Genomic DNA, 18,479 nt, shown 5'->3' with positions numbered 1-18,479 from the left:
GAACTTATGGAGCGATCGGAATAGGTCGACAGTTCGATACAGAAGCACAGCCTGCCGCTGCTGTCCGGTCTCCCATTGAGGCACATTTGAGGGATAGACCTCCCCAATACGGGTCCGTTCTTTATTAACAACGTCTGGCTTCTCTCTGAATACCACAGGTAGAACAGGTGCATTTTTAATCGGGTGCTGGGGGCGACATGACAAAGAGCAGATCTTTTTCAATTTACCTTCTCAAGGAGGGCTACAGCGCAGCCAATGCGCTGCGCGTGGATCACGTCCTCGATGACGATATCGGCGCCCAGGGCCTGCCAAAGGGCGCAACGCTGTTTGTGCTCGACAGCGAACCGCGGCCGCCCTGGTGGAGGTCTTATTTTGGCATTGAAAAAAACCTGACTCAGGTGAACAAGGGCGCCCTTGTTTTCCTGCCGGTCGGTGAGCGATGTTTTGCGCTGTCTTTCGGTCATGTTGCCCATAGCCTGGTCGACTCCAGCTATGAGTATGATTTCGGCCTGCGGGTGACACTGAACAGTCTCGACCCACATAAGCTCAAGAGCACCGACACCCTCGACCCCGGCGCAACCAAGCGCCGGAGGACCCAGCTTCCCATAGAGTCCGAGCTGACGCTGTTCGATTTCGACCGCGACAGCACGATCCTGCGCAGTCTGACCGGCAAGGTCCGTGACGAGCACAAGGAATTATTCAGGCACGCTACAGGCAGCAGCAATTTGCGCATCAGCACCGATGTTGAGTCCAATGGCTTGGTGCAGCTGTGCGAGCAATTGCTGGCCCTTTACCAGAGCGAGCAATACAAGACGGCGTTCCCTGAAATTCAAAATATCGTGCCGGTCAGCGACCCGGCGCGGATCGAGGCGCTGAACGGGCGACTCCTCGAAGCTTTCCGGGGGCGCAATCCCGACCTCAACATCACGGTCCCGGAGATCATCAACTACAGTGACAATCTCTACGTTACCTTTTCCGGTGCAGGGCGCGGCCTCGTTTATGACGATGTCTATATCGGCCGGTACTATGATTATCTTGATGAGCATGAAACCGATCTGTCTGCCATGGGAATCGAGGATCTGCGCCGCCACGCGTTGGTCCTGACCGACGAGGACGGTAACGCCCGCAACCGCTACAGCATTTTCAAGAGCCTCGTCTTCGACACGACGATGGAAGGCGCGCAGGGCGAAACCTTCCACCTTTCTGAGGGCCACTGGTATCGCATAGACGACGATTATATCGCACGCGTTGTCGCCTATCTCGACCCGCTATGCGTGGACAGCGACCTACCGCCTTACGATCATCCGAGCGAAGTCGAATACAATGAAGCCGCTGCTGCCGGCAGTCCTGCCATTGCTTGTCTCGACAGGAAGAATATTAGCCCCGACGGGCAAAGCGCGGTGGAACCGTGTGATCTGTTGGCAGTTCGCGACGGCGTTGCCGCTTTCTACCATGTGAAGGTCTCGACCCTTTCGGCGCAGTTGAGCCATCTATTCAACCAGGGCGTAAACGCCATCGAATTAATGCGGTTGGAGCCGCAGGCGGTCGATAGGCTGGAAGCGCTTGTCCGGGAGGCGCTTCCCGGCGCCGAGGCGGACTCCCTGATAGGGTTGGTTCGGGACCGGAATTACCGCATCGTATTCGGCATTGTGACGCGCAAAGACCCGGCGGCGGGGTCGCTGAACCTACCCTTGTTCTCCCGTATCAGCCTTATGCGCAGCATGAAGGCGCTGCGGCTTATGGATGTTCAGGGGAACGTGATCTTTATCGCAGACCAGCTTGCCGCCGCGGAAGGTCGAAAGAAGAAGCGGAAGAAGAAGGAAGCCGCCGCCGAGGCGCAGCCGGTCGAGGGCGAGGCCGCAGGATAGCCCGTACAGATAGACATCGAGTGTCTTCTCTCCTTGCCGGCGAGCTGCCGTCTCAGCGCAGCCGGAGTGCTGCGGGCCATGGCAAGTACGCACCGCCTATCGGCAGCTCGATCGCCACCATGTGGTCGGGCGACTGCACCAGATCGGACAGCGGAACGCGACCTGCCACGGACAAGATCGCTAAGAAGACCAAGCGCTACCCGTCTGATCTGACGGACGAGGAGTGGGAACAGATCGCTCCGCTGATGCCCAAGCCTGGGCGTCGCGGCCGTCCGCGCGAGGTTGATTTCCGTGAGGTGATCAACGCGGTGCGCTACCTTGTGCGCTCGGGTTGCGGCTGGCGGATGCTGCCGATCCACTTTGGCGCCTGGCAGACGGTCTACGACTGGTTTCGCGAGTTGGCGCGGCGCTTTCTGTTCCAGACCATCCACGACGTGGCGTGGATGCTGGACCGCGAGCGAGCCGGGCGCGACGCCAGTCCCATGGGGGGCGCGATCGACAGCCAGTCTGTCAAGGCTCCGCAGGGAACAAGAGGGTACGATGCCGGAAAGAAGATTGTCGGCCGCAAGCGCCACATCGCCGTCGATATGGATGGGCGGCTGTTGATGGTCAACCTCACACCCGCCGACATCTCCGACAGTGCCGGGGCTCAGGCGATTCTGGACGGCATCCGCAAGCGCTGGCCCTGGGTGAAACACCTGTTCGCCGACGGCGCTTACGATCGGCTCAAGCTCATGGACAAGGCCGCCTACCTTGATTTCGTGGTCGAGATCATCCGCCGAACCGATGACCAGAAGAGCTTCGAAGTCTTGCCCCGCCGCTGGGTCGTCGAGCGAACCTTCGGCTGGATGATAAGATGGCGCCGCCTCGTGCGCGACTACGAGAGGCGCATCGACGTCTCTCACGCCATGATCCTCGTCGCTATCGGCGACAATCTTATCCGCAGAAACGCTCATCCCTGAATTTCAAAACGGACTCTTGGCTATGCAAGACGCTTTTCATAGATTCGTAGAACAGATCGCATTCAGCGCTGACGCCACGGGCCTGCGCAACGCTTTGGGCGAGATTGCCTCTTCGCTCAATTTGCCGTCTTTTGCCTATCTTTTCCCTTCTCCTGGCAAGGGTCGCAAGGTGCGCCTGATTTCCACCTACCCTCAATCCTGGACATCTCACTACCTTCACAGTCGGTATGAAAAGATTGACCCGGTTATCCATCAGGCGCGTCGTGGTCAGGAACCATTCAACTGGGACGCGCACGGTGCTGATCTCGAACTGTCGACGCAGCAGCGACAACTGATGAATGAGGCGACGCAATTCGGCATTCACCGCGGCTTTACGATCCCGATCCATGACAGCACCGGTACGTTTGCAGCACTGACCTTCGCCTCGGATGAAAGGCAACCACTGTTCTTCCGCCTGGTTGACCGATATGACCGCGTGCTGCAGCTCATCGCGATCTTCTTCCATCTTCATGCCTGTCGCAAGTTGGCCGACGGCAGGATCGTGGATGGCGTTGCCCTATCCCGAAGGGAAATCGAGTGTCTGAAGTGGGCGGCTCGCGGCAAGACAGCGTGGGAGATCGGCCGCATCTTGGGGATCAGTCGGCGCACCGCGGCCTATCATCGGGATAACGCCAGAAAGAAGCTTGGCGCGCCGACAGTTACTCAGGCAGCCGTTCGGCTGGCACTATCCAGGCCATCTCTCTTCACCTGATCTCCGAAACCTGGGCACATGCACAGGTTGTATCAACCCGGCCTTTGCCTTCAATCGCAGGTGTTATCCATGCGAGGGAGAAAGGCCATCATGATGCAGTTGATCACGCCGGATTGCTACGCTGAGTTCAGCGACGAGCTCGAGCAGATGCACCGCTTGCGGTATCGCGTCTTCAGGGATCGACTTGATTGGGACGTTTCGTTCAGCGGCGGCTATGAGGTCGATCCGTTCGACGCGCTTCGTCCCCACTACCTGTTGCTGCGTGCGCCCACCGGGCGCATCGACGGTTGCGCGCGCCTGTTCCCGACCACCGGACCGACGATGCTGCGCGACAGCTTCTGCGCTCTCCTTGCAGACCGTTCGGCGCCGGAAGATCCGCGGGTTTGGGAAAGCAGCCGTTTTGCGCTTGACCTGCCGCCTTCCGCGCCGAAACAGGCGGGCATCGCTATTGGCACCTACGAGCTGTTTGCCGGGACGGTCGAGTTTGGGTTGTCACGTGGTCTGCGCAGCATCGTTACTGTAACGGATCTGCGCATTGAGCGGATCTTGCGTCGGGCCGGCTGGCCACTCGAACGGCTGTCCGATCCGCAAACAATAGGCAACACGCGCGCCGTTGCCGGATATCTCGACGTCTCAACAGAGAGCTTGGAAGCCCTCCATCGCAATGGCGGACTCAGGGGCCCGGTACTGTGGACACCGGTCATGAAGATCGCCTGAGCCTGGAATCCAACCCTTTCTTGGAAACGATGCAATGGACGAAATAATACCTGGCCCTGCCTGGCCGGACAGGCAAGATGATGGTGACTATGGCTATGTCGAGCGGCTGACCAGCCGAGGATGGGCCTGGGAATTCCTCAGGCGCAATCCGGACTTCCAGAAGGATCTGGCGAACGCGTTGCGCCGCGCCGAACGTACGAACGCCGGGTCCGTGGACATTATCTGCCTGCCGTCGAACAGTGTCGATCTTTCGCGGTGGGGCCTTCTGTTTTGCAAGCTCGAAAGGAACTGATGCGAGCGTCTTCTGGTGACCCCGCCAATGTCTGCATGTTTTGCCCGTTGCTGCCGAAAGAGCGGCGCGGCCGCGCGGGATCAACGTGCTCGATCTCGCCGCGCACTCCTGCCGCATCTCCATACTCGTCACGCGGGATGGGCATCAGCACGTCCTTGTCGAGGACAGTGGCAGGAGCTTGCAGTTGGCTGCTTCAGGCGTCAGCCTCCTCGAACCTGTGCGATTGACTTCCTCCGTATTCTGGCCGCCTGAGGAACTCAAGCAACGCCTGAACGGGATGGAATGTCTGAACGGCCTCCGTTCGACCGGAAGGCTGCAACCGGGATTCTTTCCGACCGAGCCCCGTCGCACGCGGTTGCGCCGAGTCTTGCGTGCGCTCGACGGCTCCATCGCTGGCGCGCCACACCGCGAGATCGGCATCGCCCTCTTCGGTAGACTCCGCGTCGAGCGCGACTGGGCCGATCCCGGTGACCATCTTCGTGACAGCGTCCGCCGTGCAGTCAGACGCGGGCGCTCGCTTATGAACGGTGGGTATAAGCGGTTTCTTCTATAGCGATCGTCACCATCAGGCCTCTTGGCCAGAGACTCTTTGTACCCCGCGATCACCAGCCAGTGGGCGCGCGCGAGATGGCTGCGAACCGCCTTTTGGGCGCGAGCTGGCTCTTGCACTGGATCGATGCCCAATATCGCCTGGGCCATCTCTTCTTCGCTGGCATTGCCGGCGCATGCGTCTAAGAGATTCAAATATATCGTAAAGTGCTCATCGTCGTAAGCCGTCAGGCTCTCCGCTGTCGTAAGCACATGAGTTGTCCGGGTTAGGTAGCACGTGAGTTGTCCGGTTTTATCACCAGCGAACGGAGGCTGGGATGAAACGGGCAGCATGGCTACAGGATCGCAGGATGCAGAAGTTTCGGGACGTGTTGAGCCGGTGGGATCGGGGCGATTTGTCGATGCTTGAGGCTGGCGAGTTGCTGGGGATGTCGGAACGGCAGTTTCGGCGTTACCGCGACCGCTACGAAGAGGCTGGGGAAGACGGGCTTGTCGATCGTCGTCTGGGCAAGGTTTCGGGACGTCGCGTGCCGCGGCAGGCGGTGGAGGAGATGCTGGGGCTTTACCGGGAGCGGTACGATGGCTGGAGCGTGAAGCATTTCCACGAGCACCTGGTTCGCGACCACAATTTCTGCTGGGGCTATACCTTCACCAAGGCACAGTTGCACGCGGCCGGTCTGGTGGAGCGGGCCAGGCGGCGCGGGGCTCATCGGCGCAAGCGGCCCAGGAAGCCCTGCGAGGGCATGATGCTGCATCAGGACGGCAGCCGGCACGCATGGCTGGCCGGCGAGCCGCAACTGGACCTGATCGTGACGATGGACGATGCGACGAGCACGCTCTACTCGGCCTTTCTAACCGAGGAGGAGGGCACGGCCTCGAGCTTCCATGGCCTGCTGGAGACGTTTGCGGCCAAAGGTCTGCCGTCGAGCCTCTACACCGATCGCGGCAGCCACTATTTCCACACGTCCAAGGCCGGGGAAAAGGTGGACAAGGAGCGGCTCACCCAGGTCGGGCGGGCGCTCGCGCGGCTCGGCATCGAGCATATACCGGCCTATTCGCCGGAGGCGCGCGGTCGCTCGGAACGAATGTTCTCGACGCTCCAGCAGCGGCTGCCAAGAGAGCTGGCGCTGGCCGGTATCCGCGACATCGCGGCCGCCAACCGCTTCATCGCGGAGATCTACCTGCCGCTCCACAATGCCCGTTTCGCCAGGCCGCCCGAGATTGCCGACAGCGCCTTCGTCGCCGCCGAGCCGGACCAGTTGGCCGAGATCCTGTGCATCGAGGAGGAGCGCATCGTCGGCCGCGACAACACCATCGTCTTCGGGCGCCTGAGGCTGCAGCTGCCGCCAAGTCCGATCCGACACCATTTCGTCAAGGCCAACGTCAAGGTTCGTCGCTACCCGACGGCGCAATGGCCGTGTTTCACGGCCCCCGTTGCATCGCCCGATACAGCCCCGATGGCGCGCCGGTCGAGCCGAAAACCAAACTCAAAACCGCCGCGTGAACCGCTTCGACGCAAAAACAGAAGCGGACAAATGATGTGCTACCAAATCCGGTCAACTTGAAATGCTACCGACAGCCGTCAGGCTCTCCGCCCATGGGACCTCGTCGGCAACAGCAGGTTTGAGCAATCTGTCTACCATTTCATGTCTCGCCGTACGACCTATCCCGCACCCGCGCAGATCTTTGACGGCACAATATCCTAAAATGGGATAATCCGAAACTGGGATTAGTCCATGAGCCGGTTCCTTCTTGGCCGGTTCGTCTGATGCCGAAATCCCTTCGATCAGCTCGCCAGCGCCGACTGCTACAACGGCTGATTGCGGCGCGCAAAACCAAAGGGGTCACCCAGACCCAGGTTGCTGATATGCTGGGCCGCCCACAATCCTTCGTGGCCAAGTACGAGGGTGGTGAACGTCGGCTGGACGTAATTGAGTTTCTCGACGTTACCGAGGCTCTCGATATCGATCCTTGCGAGCTGCTGGCACAAATGCGTCGCTCTCGTGACCTGTAGATGGCGTTGCGCTTGGATTGCTCAACAAAAGCCCTCAACAGGGCCTCGTCCGCGATCGGCGCATTCGGTTCAGAGTGTAACACCGCTGTCCTATCTCCGAAAAATCGGTTCCGCGCAGCCGCCCGCGGGCGGATTGAGACCTCCGGTGTGGAATACATATTATAGTTGATAAACTCAAGATGCCTAATCCGCTGACTTGGGCGGATGGATATGCGCCAGTTGGTCGGACGGGATGTGCAGAGGTTCAGGCAGAAGAACCATCTGACGCAGGAGCAGCTTGCCGAGATCTCCGGCTTCAGTCAGCAGTACATAAGCGGTTTGGAGAAAGGCCGCAGAAATCCGACGATCGTCACGATCTACGAGTTGGCACAAGCCCTCGGCGTGAGCCACATGGAACTCGTTCGGCCCGACAAACAGGCCTGAGACATTCGCAGAGACCGGGTCTTTTTCAATCAAGATGACGGCGCACCCCGATCGCGCATGCGAGGGCGTAGAATTCCGACGATGCGCCGCTTCATACCGGTCAGGATAGATGACAACCAGCCGGCATTGCTGCTGGGTGACCTGCGCGAGAGGCTGATCTGCAATCGCACGCCACTCGCTAATGCGATCCGCAACTATCCGACAGAATATGGGCTGATCGCCGCCAAGGAATGTGCAGATCGAACCGCTGCTCGAGCGTATCTTAGCAGATGGGACGCTGCCGGATTGGGGGCGGGAGCTGTTCGCGCTTATGCTCAAGAAATATGCGCAGTTGCAAACACATCTGAAAGATGTCGACGCCAGATTGATAGCTTAACATCGGGCCAAGGAGTGCAGACAGCGCCTGGCGCCACTCCCGGTGTCGACCCCAGTGGGGCAGGACCGATTTGCGGTACCCGCCGTAGGCGGTGAGGTGAACCGGGGCATCCCCGTTCCCGTTCGCCGGACCGACCTGCGTATAGGGGATCATCTCACCATCGGTCGAGACGGCCTCGTGGCGCGTGACCACCAGCCCGGATGTGTCGAAATTCTCCGGGTTGCGCTTCAGGATTACTGGAGCGCCGAGAGGCGCCGCGGCATTGAGGTCTAATAGGAGAAGCTTCCGCGGCGTGATCGGGTCCTGAGCCGAAATGAGGACCTCTCCATTGGTCTCGTGACGTTCCGCATCGAGCGACCCGAGGTGAACAGTCCCTTCGGCGGGCACGGTGTCCAGCGCTCGGCGCGTCCATTCCTGGCGGTCGGGGGTGAACATCTCGAAACGCGGATCGAGGTTGACGAGGTAGGAGATAACGAGCTTCCCGTTATTCCAGAAGAATGATTGCAGGGACCGCCTGTCGCCTGGTTCAAAGAGGATGGCAAAACTGCGCTCGCCGGCCATGAAGGAGGAAAGCGAGATGCCGATCAGCGCATCCGCGGGGTGGTGCACCAACCGGGAAATCGTTTCAGACAACCGATCAAAGCGCTGGGTCTCATGTCCGACATCGTCGATGATCTGACAATGAGAGCAACTGTAGGGCCGCCAAGGCGCCAGATGGCGCACAACCACCGGATCATATGGCGCCGATTTCCCCGGACCAGTCGAGCTGCCAACTCGAGGAATGACTCGAGTTCAATTGTGGGGGCCAGCCGTTGATGCGCGACGAAGACTTTGACCCGAAGCCCCGCAAAAATGCGCGTCACCCGCGGCCGGAAATACCTCGATCGCAGCCGTCAGCCAATCTTGCTCGTGGTTGGGAAAGTCGCGGCAAGGGAACCTTCCATGGCACCGGGATCGGGCGCGGTGCCGGCGTCTGCAGCGAGCTTGCGTCGCGTGACCGCTTCGCCGCCTTCCAGCCGCGCCTGGTCATCAAGTCCCGTGTCGTCAAGCTGGATGGAAAGGGACTTCAGTCGGCGCGCGCTCATCTGCGCTATATCCAGCGCGCTGGCATTCGATAGCAAGCCCGGGGGAACTCTATGATCCGGAGGATGGCACGACCAGCGACCGTCATCAGTTCAGCTTCATCTTTTCGGCCGAGGGACGGCGACCGATACCAGGATCTGGGCGTTTCGAGCCGAGGCCGGTCGCGACAGCTTCGTCCGCCCGGGCAAGGAAATGTTCGAGCAAGTGGAGTGTGTGTCTGAGCAGCGCAAGGCGCTGACGCATAGTTTGCAAAAGCTGACGCCTCACGAGCGCGCGACGAGGATCCGCCGGACGGAACCGGCTGTGAAAGGGCAGACCGCTATATTTTACATGCGGCTCGGGTAATCAGGCTTGCCTCCGTAACCGATGCAGGGCTAGCCAAGTCAATACCCAGTCGGCGGTAATATTAAAGCGGATGTCATAGGATTCGCCCGCAGGTAATTCCCTGCAAAGGGTTTGTGTTAGGTGCAGCCGCAAGCATCCGTTCGCAGGGGGCGCCCGTAGTTCGGCACAGTCGAACCCAAAAAAGCGCCGCACCACCGGGTAGAGTCCTTTGAAAAGTGTCTCCTTTGCCGAAAAGAGCAGCGTTGCCAGCCGATCTGGAGGGAGTGCCGTCTGTCGTGCAATCAAGGCACGTTCACGCTGGTTAGCCGTCATGCTCAGGATCGATTCCAGCGCGTCGCCGCTGGCTATTGTCTCGATGTCGACACCGGCTTGCCAGCCTGGATCGCCTTTGGCGAAACAGGCGCAATGCCCCCGCGCATGGGTGATTGAACCAACTGAGCCTTTTGGCCAGACTGGGGCGCGGTCGGGACCGATGGGAATCTCAGTAGTATGTTGGCCCAGCGCCTGCAACGCCGCGTCCGCCATCGCGCGACCGGCCAGAAATTCGGCACGGCGTAACGGTAGTGCCGTGCACAAGCTGGGAGGGAAGGCCAAGGCGAGCTTATGAAACAGATCTTCCGTGTAGCACTCGAAATCGAACCGGCCATGCACAAGAACCGCATCGACGTATCCCGTGTCGTGCAAGGTCACGTCTTTAAGAAATCCAAGCGAACGGGCAGAAAGAGCAATGAGGTGCCTGACGGCTGAGGCGCGCATGCTGGAGGCCGCGCTCACCGCCACAGGGCCCAGCCTAGACCCCATCGCCGTAGACAAACGAAAGGTTCTCCTTCGGCTCGGGAAAGCTCAGTTTTCGCGGTGGCGACCGCATGTTCGGCGAGCGTGATCATGGATGATTCTCCTCAGTCTGTGCCGCAGCGCGTTTGGGGATAGCCCGAGCATGGGTCGTGCCAACTAGGAAAATCGTTTCAGAACAGTGCGATCATTCTGATAGCACTGTATCATGTCCGACATCGTCGAAGATCCGACACAGAGTCTAACCGTGACCGCCTGTCGGTTCCCGGTGCGAACTCGGTGTGCGCCGCGGAAAACTCAACTCACCGCGAACTGGTCGAGTTGCATCCGAGGAATGACTCGATTTCAAGGTGTGGGCCGACCGTTGATGTGCGACGACGACTTTGAACCGAAGCCCCTGAAACGTGCGCGCCACCATGGCGATTGAAACTCTGTTCATAGGCACGCATGAGTCGAACCTGACCGATAGCGGCGGCCGTTTGTTTCTCCTCAACTCGCAGAGATCTGTCCAGATGGTTGAAGTGACTTGAGCCGACCGCGACAGCACCAGAGGTGACGATGATCACCTGCTGCCCGCGCGCGAAAAATCGGACGACATCCTCTATTAGCGTCTGAAGCCAAGGACCGCGTATCTCTCGGGTTTCTGCATCGGCGATCAGTGCCGAGCCAATCTTCACTATCAGCCGGCGAGCCGAAAGCAATCGGATCGGACTTAATGGTGCTGCCGTTGAGTGTTGCTGCACTAGAAGTGAAGACACGTCTCTCCAATCTCACCTTTCCTGAGCGTCACGGCTTTGGAGATATAAGGGCGCACGAGGCGCCCTTCATTATTCGTATCGGCTGCCCAGACGAGCGCTTACTTCGTGGTCGGAGCTTCAACAACCGGCATTCGCCTTCCGTTGTCAGAAGCGGTAGGTGACACCTGCGCCTATCAACCAGGGATCGAGAGCGGCCTTCCCCGTCAGCTTCGCGCCGTCCACCGTGACGTCGAAGTCTGGCTTCAGGAAGAGCTTCTTCACGTCGAAGTTGACGCCCCAGTGCTGATCCACCATGTAGTCGAAGCCGACCTGCAGCGCGGTGCCGAACGTATTCTTAATCTTGAGAGCATCGGCGCTGCCGGCATCCTGGTTATAGAAGATCGTGTAGTTCACGCCGGCGCCGACATAGGGCTTGAACGCGCCGAAATCGGTAAAATGATACTGCAATGTGAGCGTGGGTGGCAGCAGCCAGGCCTTGCCGATATTGCCCAGCCCGCCGATCGCTCCTTGGCCCTCGATGTTGGCATAGGTGGTGCCGAGTATGAGTTCGGCGGCGATGTTGTCCGTGAAGAAATACGAGATATCGAGTTCCGGAACCACCGTGTCCGAATAGGAAAGACCGGAGCCGGGCACCATATTAACGTAGCCCGAATCCTCGGTGATGACCCCCAACGCGCGCAGGCGGACCTGCCAAGGGTTTGGCCATTCCGTGACCGCGGCTCCTGCCTGCGGGACGCTCGGGGCTTGCACAAGGTCGGCCGCGACGGCTTGCTGTCCCACCACCATGAGGACGACGGCCGCTGTTACGCCCCGCGCCACGCCCATTCGCTTTCTCTCCATGATATTCTCTCCTTGCTCTTCAGAAATGATACACTGCACTATGACTAATCCTGCTAGAATTACTTGAGGTTGACGGAGCGCTCATCCTCCTTTTGCGTGAATCTGTGCACACATTATTTTGCCGTGCTCGCAATCATCGAAGTTGCTCTTGTTCGGACCCGGCCAACTATCGAAGGCCATCGACGTGCCAACCGATCGCACTGCGAAGGAAATTGTTGCCCAGGGCAATGAATGCGGCCCGCTCCCGGTTGTCCTTGCCGTAGCCGTGCCCGCCCGCGCTGGGCTCGTAAAAGTAGGCCGGATAGCCAAGAGCCTGCAGCTTCGCGGCCATCTTGCGCGCGTGGCCCGGATGGACGCGGTCATCCCGCTTCGTGGTGGCGAGCAGGATAGGCGGATAGGGCTGTCCCGGCGCCGCGGCGTGATAAGCGGAGATTTCCTTCAGGAAAGTCCAATCGTCCGCCTTGTCAGGGTCGCCATATTCGTCAATCCAGCTCGCGCCCGCCAAAAGCTTGGTGTAGCGGCGCATGTCGACGAGCGGAATTGTGCAGAACAGCGCGCCGAAACGATCAGGATAGCGTGTCAGCATATTGGCGATCAGAAGGCCGCCATTTGAGCCGCCCTCGGCGGCAATCCGCCTCGGCCGCGTAATACCCCTTCGCACGAGGTCGGCGGCAACGGCGGCCAAATCGTCGTGGGCGAGACGCTTGCCCTGTCTGCGCCCCGCCTCGTGCCAACGGGTGCCGAACTCGCCGCCGCCCCGGATGTTCGCCACCACGGACGTGCCGCCACGTTCCAGCCACAGCTTGCCGATCGAGACGTCATAGTAGGGCAGGAGCGAAATGCCGAACCCGCCGTAGGCGGTGAGGTGAACCGGGGCATTCCCGTTCCCGCTCGCCGGGCCGACCTGGGTATAGGGGATCATCTCACCATCGGTCGAGACTGCCTCGTGGCGCGTGACCACCAACCCGGATGCGTCGAAATCCTCCGGATTGCGCTTCAGGATTACTGGAGCGCCGAGAGGCACCGCGGCATTGAGGTCTAATAGGAGAAGCTTCGGCGGCGTGATCGGGTCCTGAGCCGAAACGAGGACCTCTCCATTGGTCTGGTGACGTTCCGCATCGAGCGACCAGAGGTGAACAGTCCCTTCGGCGGGCACGGTGTCCAGGGCTCGGCGCGTCCATTCCTGGCGGCCGGGGGTGAACATCTCGAAATGCGGAACGAGGTTGACGAGGTAGGAGATGATGAGCTTCCCGTCATTCCAGAAGAATGACTGCAGGGAGCGCCTGTCGCCTGGTTCAAAGAGGGCGGCAAAACTGCGCTCGCCGGCGAGGAAGGAGGAAAGCGAGATGCCGATCAGCGCGTCGGCGGCATAGGTCGTCCCACCCACCGTCCAGGGCTTGCGCGGCCTTACCGCCAGCCAGTTGCCAAATCCCTTCCACCGGGCATCCCGCGGAAGGTCGATCTGCATCTTCGGCCCGCTCCTGTCGCCGATATGACCTATCCTTTCGAAGAAGGCCGGCGTCTCAATGAACCAAAGGCGCTCGCTCCCGGCGGTGCGGTCCAAATGACCAGATACGCCGAGGGATTCGGAATCGGTCTCGAAGATTACCGCTGAGGTGAGCGGATCCGCGCCACGCTTCCACAACCGAACGGTGCGCGGGAAGCCGGAGCGGGTGGCCATGCCATCACCAAGCGCACTGGAAAGCAGAAGCGCGTCAGGGTCGAGCCATTCAATGCCGCCCTTGGCCTCCGGGAGATTGAACCCGTCGGCGACAAAGCTCAGGGACCCCAGATCGAATTCGCGATGCACGACCGCATCGCTTCCGCCGCGCGACAGGCGCAGAACGGCTCTTTCCCGTCTCTCCGGCTCGATGGACGCGCCGCCCCAGATCCAGTCCTCTCCGTCGCCAACGGCGACGGCGTCCAGATCGAGCAGTGCCTCCCATTGGGGATCCGTCATCAGGTAGGCGGCAAGGGTGGTCCGGCGCCACAGTCCGCGCGGGTTGCGGGCATCTTGCCAGAAATTGTAGAGGTACTGAGCACGGCGCGTGATCAGGGGAATTTTGTCGGGACGGTCGAAAATCGCTGTCAGGTCCGCGCGGTCGCGCTCGAATTGCGTTCCACCGAAGTGCCCCAGTGTCCTGGCCGACTGGCTGGCGGTCCAGTCAAGTGCCCGTTCGCCTTCAACATTTTCTAGCCAAAGATAGGGATCATCGTCGGGAGCATTCAGTGTTGGGCGGACATCGAATGCGGTCATGTCCGTACAACCTGGAGAATGAAAGCGCAAAGGCTTCCGTCCGCTCGGGAAAGCTCATTGTTTGCGGCGGCGACCGCATGCTCGGCGAGCGTGATCATGGGATGAGTTCTTCTCAGTTGGTGCGACGCGGCAGTGCGTTTGCGCATAGGACTGCATGTGTCGTGCCAACCAGGAAAATCGTTTCAGAACAATGCGATCACTCTGATGGCGCTGTGTCTTATGTCCGACATCGTCGTAGATCCGACAATGACTGCAACGGTAAGCGCCCGATCGATCTCGTGTGCGAGCTCGCAGGAAACCTGCATAACTCAAGCAGTGAAGCTCACACCGAAGTTGGTTTGGATATGCCGGTCTTCCTCACCGCAGCGGTCATGAACCTCAGGCGGTTGGGCGGCCACTCTCCTGTTCGATTCCGGCGGTATTGGCTCAGCCTGCTACCTTTGATCCGCCGCGGCGGCAGCCTGAGAATCCAAACCGACGCCGGCAATGCAGGCACTATCGCGAAACTCGCGTGAAAACCCGGCTTCTTCAACGCCCTCCTGCAGGCTGAACTCGCGCCGTCAACGCTGAGGTCGGCAGATTGGCATCCCTCGGGCATTATGTTTGCGTATGATTGCCTGACCGCATCCTCGGGATCCACATGGGCCAATGTCTGGAGGCCACTGAGGCCAGCGAGCAAGCGCGGCAGTGTTTTGCGTACTCGTAAGTGGTGCGAGTTCTGCCTCCTAAGTCTTCACGCGACGTCGGGGGCGGGCAGGGCCCAAGGCAACGGAAGGCATCCAGGAGAGGCGGATTTCTCGCGTGCACGCTGTGGCGGACCCTATTCCATGGAGATACGGCCTAAGGGTGTTTGAGGTTTCGCGCGTCAGCAGAGGGTTTTCCAAGAACGACACGCAGTTTGGCACCTGCTGTGGCGTGAGGATCCCGATCCCGATCATCAGTGTTGCCGCTATGACCTTTGCCGTTGAGCGGCACTCCAGCGTTTTCCGGGCGCGGAACGCTACGAACAAGGTCTTCAGGTCCTCGCAAGCTGTTTTGCTATTTCAGATTGCCGCAAAACTCTCCTGCCATTGAATGGTCGTGGTGTCTCGTTGACGCTGTGGTGAATTGGTGTGCGTGCTGGAATGGGGCAGTGCGGGGCAAGTCTGCCTGGGAAATCGGCTGCATCCCAGGTTCAAGCGGCGCACAGCCACGCTCCATCTCCATACTGGCCGCAGGGAAAGCTCGGCGTGAGCATCACCAAACAGGCCATTGCGCGTCTGGCCGGTTCGTTTTTTCGGTTCACTGATAAGTCACCTGCAACTGCACAGGCTGCTATCTATAGCGTGAAGGTTCGTCTCCAATGGCAGGGAATTCCAGGGACTGGTAGATTCGTGCAGTAGGCTTCGGTTGGTCTGAAGCCCTGCCTAGCCATCAGTTGCCGCTTTGACTGCCGCCTCGAACCGTTCTGCCGCTGCCTTTGCCGTTGTTAACAGCACTCTGAAATCGTCGGGAGGATTGCCGCTATCCAGCATGCTTTTGAAGGTCGCGTAAACATCTGTCTTGCTCCCGTAGGCACGCAAGGTGTCATTGTCGTTTACCCACGCGAGCACTATGATCTTGCTGGCGCTATCGAACCGGAAAAACAGACGATACTGCTGAAAAAACTTCGCACGGAACCAGTGCTTGCGGTCGCTGCTGAGCGTATCACCCTGCCGAAATTGCGCCCCCGCCGGGTCAGCCGGGATATCCTTGGTCACGAGTCTGGCGATCGCAGCCAGCTGCTTGGCGCAGTTCTTCTTCCGGTAGTTGACGGGATCGCGCGCCTTGCGGGCCTCAACCTCCTCGATCAGACATTCGAGCTGATCGAGGAAGAGCGGCTGCGCGTAGATCGACCACCCGTTGATGACGAGGGGAGCCTTAAGTGGCGCGTCTTGCCTCGTCATTCGTCATCGGCAGACAGTGTTGCGTCGAGATCAACCTCGACATCCCCGACCAGCGCTTTTAGCCGATCATATAGCGCCCCGTCGAACGCCTTCAGCCGCTCGGGGTGAGCTTGAATATCCGCTTCGAGAAGATCGAGAAATGCCCCGAGCGCCGGATCGGCAGCCTCGTGCACCGCCTCAATATAGACCCGACCACTCGGTTCGGTATAATACCGGATTTGGTCGCCCTTCCCAAGCTGAAGTTGCTTTCGCACACCGCTTGGCACCGTCGTCTGATAGCGATCGGTGAGCTTCGAGACATCCTGAGCGAGCGCAACCATGTCAGCCTCCTGAGTCATTGGACCATCGCTCCGATAGGTAATGCAAATGCATTGCCTCGTCAAGGGCGGCTCATATCCTTAGCGCCAGCGCCGGCATTCAGCACATCGATTGGTTGCTGACCGGAGGGCCGGGCAAAGGCTATTGCGGCTCGGGTTCGTCGTGAACCTTGCCGGGGAAAGATCTTGCGAAGTATTGCGCCGAACCGCCTTTCCTGCTCTGACGGCTCAACAAGGAAAGAGTGGCCTGAGTCGGCCGGTCATTGCGGAACAGCTATCCGCATCCTCGGCGACATCGCCGCTCGAGCTCGCGGCACTATCGATATGATCGACAAGCTTGCCAAGGTACTTGAAGTTGAGCCGGCAGTCTTGTTGGATCGGCGGTCGCAGACAGACGCAAAATGATGCGCGGGAAAGTTTGCCAGCGCTACGCGCCGTCCCCACATCGATCGACAGCTCGCTCGACCTGGATGTCGCACTCGATGCTGAGAGCCGTGGCGATTGATAATGGTGTGCCTGGCATGCAGCAGATTCCGGTTGCCCGGCGCTTTCTCAAGGAATAGCTGAAGGAGTCCCCGGGGGAAAGCACGCACCATTCAGCCATGTGCAGCGTTGTCCGATACCCGACAATGTCGGCGACGCAACGCAGCAGAATCTGAACCATCAGTTGTTTTTAAATGATTTTTTGCCCTTGGCACGGTACATGCAAGGCTTGCGGCAAAAGGCGTTCGGACTGAGGAGAAGTCGTCTCATGGCCCCGAAAAACCGCTGACTTACGCCACCTCCCAAGGCGTATCCGGCCCGGCAGCGAGCTCAGTCTCCTGCCGGGCATCCGGTTTCAGGGTGTATGTGCCCCTGGCGTTCAGAACTTGAAGTTGGGCGGCAATATCTTTGCCGCGAATGGAACATGAAGAAGGCAATCTCCAAGCCTCTTGAAGAGGATTTCGGATCGTCACCGAATTCCCGATCGATCGGATCCTGAGGCAGATGGGCCCTTCACTCAAATTGATATTGTCCCAGTGAGCCCGCTAACGTGAAAAACTGCCGTCGCCGCGATTGCTGAGGTTCGGAATCTCGATGCCCCCCTCGCGACGTCGGTAAGATTAAACCTTCGCTTCCTGCTGAGCGGCGCCAATCTTCGTGCTACATATTAAGCCGATCTGTAGTGCGAAGGTTACAAAATGCCCACGCAACACAACCCTCCTGCTGCAGTGCGACGCGCGCTGCGCAAGCTTGGGGCGGACATCCATGAAGCGCGTCGACGCCGGCGGCTGCCAATGGCGGTCGTGGCCGAGCGCGCCTTCAGATCTCGCTCGACATTGCAAAGGGTCGAAGCCGGGGACACTAACTTCAGCATCAGCATTTATGCCGGCGTCCTGCAGGCGCTCGGTCTGCTCGACGGCCTAAGCGAGGTCGCCGACATCAGCAACGACAGCGTCGGGCAGGCGCTGGCTAGCGCCGATCTGCCCAAACACATCCATCTCAAGCGGCCAGCCGGATCGTTTCGCGATGGCTGACTTTGAGGTGCATATTGATCATGGCCGCACACTCCCGATCGGATTGCGAGGAGCAATCGCGTCCGAGGCGCGGAGACCATCCTCTTCGAGTATAACGGGATCGTGCCCCAGCGGGCACATATGGTCCAGAGGACCTATTCCGGGTCTCCCGCTAACTCAAAACAGCGAGCGGCACTCGCCCCTCGGGCGAAACGGTTAGCGGTATACCACTAGCCTATCCTGCCATTTAATAACCGCGCGAAACCACCCTGCCCAAGCCCCCAATGCTATTGCGTCTTCAGACATAGCAATAGCGATCGCACGGCGCAGCCTGTGATCGGGGGTGCAGGATCAGCAGGTCGGGTGGTTTCCCGCGGCTATTAATGGCGAGGCGAGCCGCACCGCCTGTGGATTTTGGATGGTCCTTTTTCTTCGAATGGATGAAGATCGTATCGGCGGCGGCTTCCGCATAGGCTGCCGCACGGTTCAGCGCCTCGGCCTCGCCGAGTCGGTTTTGGGCGAGAGGTTGAGGTAGACAATCGGGCGATGGCTAGATTGCCTCGGCGGGTCAAGATTGCCCGCCTTGCCAAGATAAGGAATACGGCGCACTGAAACAGCACGTTGCTTCTGAAACTGACAACGACTGGAACCATTTCACCGGAAACAAAGGCCCTCGTTGCATCGCAGTGGTGCCCAGCTCGGGTCAGCAGGATC

General features: G+C 59.7%; 19 protein-coding genes and 1 pseudogene. 12 read left to right on the top strand and 8 right to left on the bottom strand.

Annotated features, from left to right (window positions below; translation table 11 throughout):
• The first annotated feature begins 197 nt into the window (after positions 1–197).
• The 10 genes and pseudogenes from AC04SI_RS23960 to AC04SI_RS23915 all read left to right on the top strand — a co-directional run.
• A complete protein-coding gene (locus AC04SI_RS23960) occupies positions 198–1,868 on the top strand; it encodes a DUF6119 family protein (RefSeq protein WP_488475015.1) in 1,671 nt (556 codons plus the stop codon).
• A 119-nt stretch (positions 1,869–1,987) separates the two neighbouring features.
• Positions 1,988–2,830, top strand: a complete 843-nt coding sequence (locus tag AC04SI_RS23955) for an IS5 family transposase (RefSeq protein ID WP_488475030.1) — start codon at positions 1,988–1,990, stop codon at positions 2,828–2,830.
• A 22-nt stretch (positions 2,831–2,852) separates the two neighbouring features.
• On the top strand, positions 2,853–3,581 hold the full coding sequence (locus tag AC04SI_RS23950; protein WP_488475014.1) for a LuxR family transcriptional regulator: 729 nt from the start codon (positions 2,853–2,855) through the stop codon (positions 3,579–3,581).
• A 90-nt stretch (positions 3,582–3,671) separates the two neighbouring features.
• The gene (locus tag AC04SI_RS23945) at positions 3,672–4,298 is read left to right on the top strand and encodes an acyl-homoserine-lactone synthase (protein ID WP_488475013.1); all 627 of its coding nucleotides are present in this window, start codon (positions 3,672–3,674) and stop codon (positions 4,296–4,298) included.
• A gap of 34 nt (positions 4,299–4,332) precedes the next feature.
• Complete coding sequence (locus AC04SI_RS23940) at positions 4,333–4,590, top strand: transcriptional regulator domain-containing protein (protein WP_353001356.1); 258 nt, start codon at positions 4,333–4,335, stop codon at positions 4,588–4,590.
• A 277-nt stretch (positions 4,591–4,867) separates the two neighbouring features.
• Complete coding sequence (locus AC04SI_RS23935) at positions 4,868–5,143, top strand: DNA -binding domain-containing protein (RefSeq protein WP_488475029.1); 276 nt, start codon at positions 4,868–4,870, stop codon at positions 5,141–5,143.
• A gap of 313 nt (positions 5,144–5,456) precedes the next feature.
• Positions 5,457–6,704, top strand: a complete 1,248-nt coding sequence (locus tag AC04SI_RS23930) for an ISNCY family transposase (protein ID WP_488475012.1) — start codon at positions 5,457–5,459, stop codon at positions 6,702–6,704.
• Between the two features lie 203 nt (positions 6,705–6,907).
• Positions 6,908–7,153, top strand: a complete 246-nt coding sequence (locus AC04SI_RS23925; protein WP_488475011.1) for a helix-turn-helix domain-containing protein — start codon at positions 6,908–6,910, stop codon at positions 7,151–7,153.
• Between the two features lie 204 nt (positions 7,154–7,357).
• The gene (locus AC04SI_RS23920) at positions 7,358–7,576 is read left to right on the top strand and encodes a helix-turn-helix transcriptional regulator (protein WP_488475010.1); all 219 of its coding nucleotides are present in this window, start codon (positions 7,358–7,360) and stop codon (positions 7,574–7,576) included.
• Positions 7,577–7,651: 75 nt separating this feature from the next.
• Positions 7,652–7,949: pseudogene (locus AC04SI_RS23915) on the top strand (IS110 family transposase); the annotation flags it as partial.
• On the opposite strand, the gene AC04SI_RS23910 reads toward AC04SI_RS23915, so the two are convergent.
• From AC04SI_RS23910 to AC04SI_RS23885, 6 genes are all read right to left on the bottom strand, one after another.
• Positions 7,839–8,675 carry a hypothetical protein gene (locus AC04SI_RS23910; RefSeq protein ID WP_488475009.1) on the bottom strand — a complete coding sequence of 279 codons (837 nt, stop codon included), beginning with the start codon at positions 8,673–8,675 and terminating at the stop codon, positions 7,839–7,841. The pseudogene AC04SI_RS23915 and the gene AC04SI_RS23910 sit on opposite strands and share 111 nt — an antisense overlap.
• A 170-nt stretch (positions 8,676–8,845) precedes the next feature.
• The gene (locus tag AC04SI_RS23905; RefSeq protein ID WP_488475008.1) at positions 8,846–9,037 is read right to left on the bottom strand and encodes a hypothetical protein; all 192 of its coding nucleotides are present in this window, start codon (positions 9,035–9,037) and stop codon (positions 8,846–8,848) included.
• Positions 9,038–9,380: 343 nt separating this feature from the next.
• Entirely contained in the window at positions 9,381–10,136 is a 756-nt protein-coding gene (locus AC04SI_RS23900; protein WP_488475007.1) for a 4'-phosphopantetheinyl transferase family protein, read from the bottom strand.
• 338 nt (positions 10,137–10,474) lie between these two features.
• Entirely contained in the window at positions 10,475–10,930 is a 456-nt protein-coding gene (locus tag AC04SI_RS23895) for an amino acid kinase family protein (protein WP_488475006.1), read from the bottom strand.
• A gap of 144 nt (positions 10,931–11,074) precedes the next feature.
• Entirely contained in the window at positions 11,075–11,770 is a 696-nt protein-coding gene (locus tag AC04SI_RS23890) for an OmpW/AlkL family protein (RefSeq protein ID WP_488475005.1), read from the bottom strand.
• Between the two features lie 166 nt (positions 11,771–11,936).
• Entirely contained in the window at positions 11,937–14,027 is a 2,091-nt protein-coding gene (locus tag AC04SI_RS23885) for a prolyl oligopeptidase family serine peptidase (RefSeq protein ID WP_488475004.1), read from the bottom strand.
• 77 nt (positions 14,028–14,104) lie between these two features.
• Between AC04SI_RS23885 and AC04SI_RS23880 the strand changes: the two genes are divergently transcribed.
• Entirely contained in the window at positions 14,105–14,542 is a 438-nt protein-coding gene (locus AC04SI_RS23880) for a hypothetical protein (protein ID WP_488475003.1), read from the top strand.
• 891 nt (positions 14,543–15,433) lie between these two features.
• Here AC04SI_RS23880 and AC04SI_RS23875 read toward each other — a convergent pair.
• Positions 15,434–15,952 carry a type II toxin-antitoxin system YhaV family toxin gene (locus AC04SI_RS23875; RefSeq protein WP_488475002.1) on the bottom strand — a complete coding sequence of 173 codons (519 nt, stop codon included), beginning with the start codon at positions 15,950–15,952 and terminating at the stop codon, positions 15,434–15,436.
• The gene (locus AC04SI_RS23870; RefSeq protein WP_352706672.1) at positions 15,949–16,272 is read right to left on the bottom strand and encodes a type II toxin-antitoxin system PrlF family antitoxin; all 324 of its coding nucleotides are present in this window, start codon (positions 16,270–16,272) and stop codon (positions 15,949–15,951) included. The genes AC04SI_RS23875 and AC04SI_RS23870 overlap by 4 nt, the downstream gene beginning before the upstream one ends.
• A 1,178-nt stretch (positions 16,273–17,450) precedes the next feature.
• Here AC04SI_RS23870 and AC04SI_RS23865 point away from each other — a divergent pair.
• Positions 17,451–17,786, top strand: a complete 336-nt coding sequence (locus AC04SI_RS23865) for a helix-turn-helix domain-containing protein (RefSeq protein ID WP_488475001.1) — start codon at positions 17,451–17,453, stop codon at positions 17,784–17,786.
• Positions 17,787–18,479 lie beyond the last annotated feature (693 nt).

Source organism: Mesorhizobium sp. CNPSo 4689 (assembly GCF_057784325.1).
Note: the sequence above shows the minus strand (reverse complement) of the source record. Positions and strands in the feature narration are given on the sequence as shown.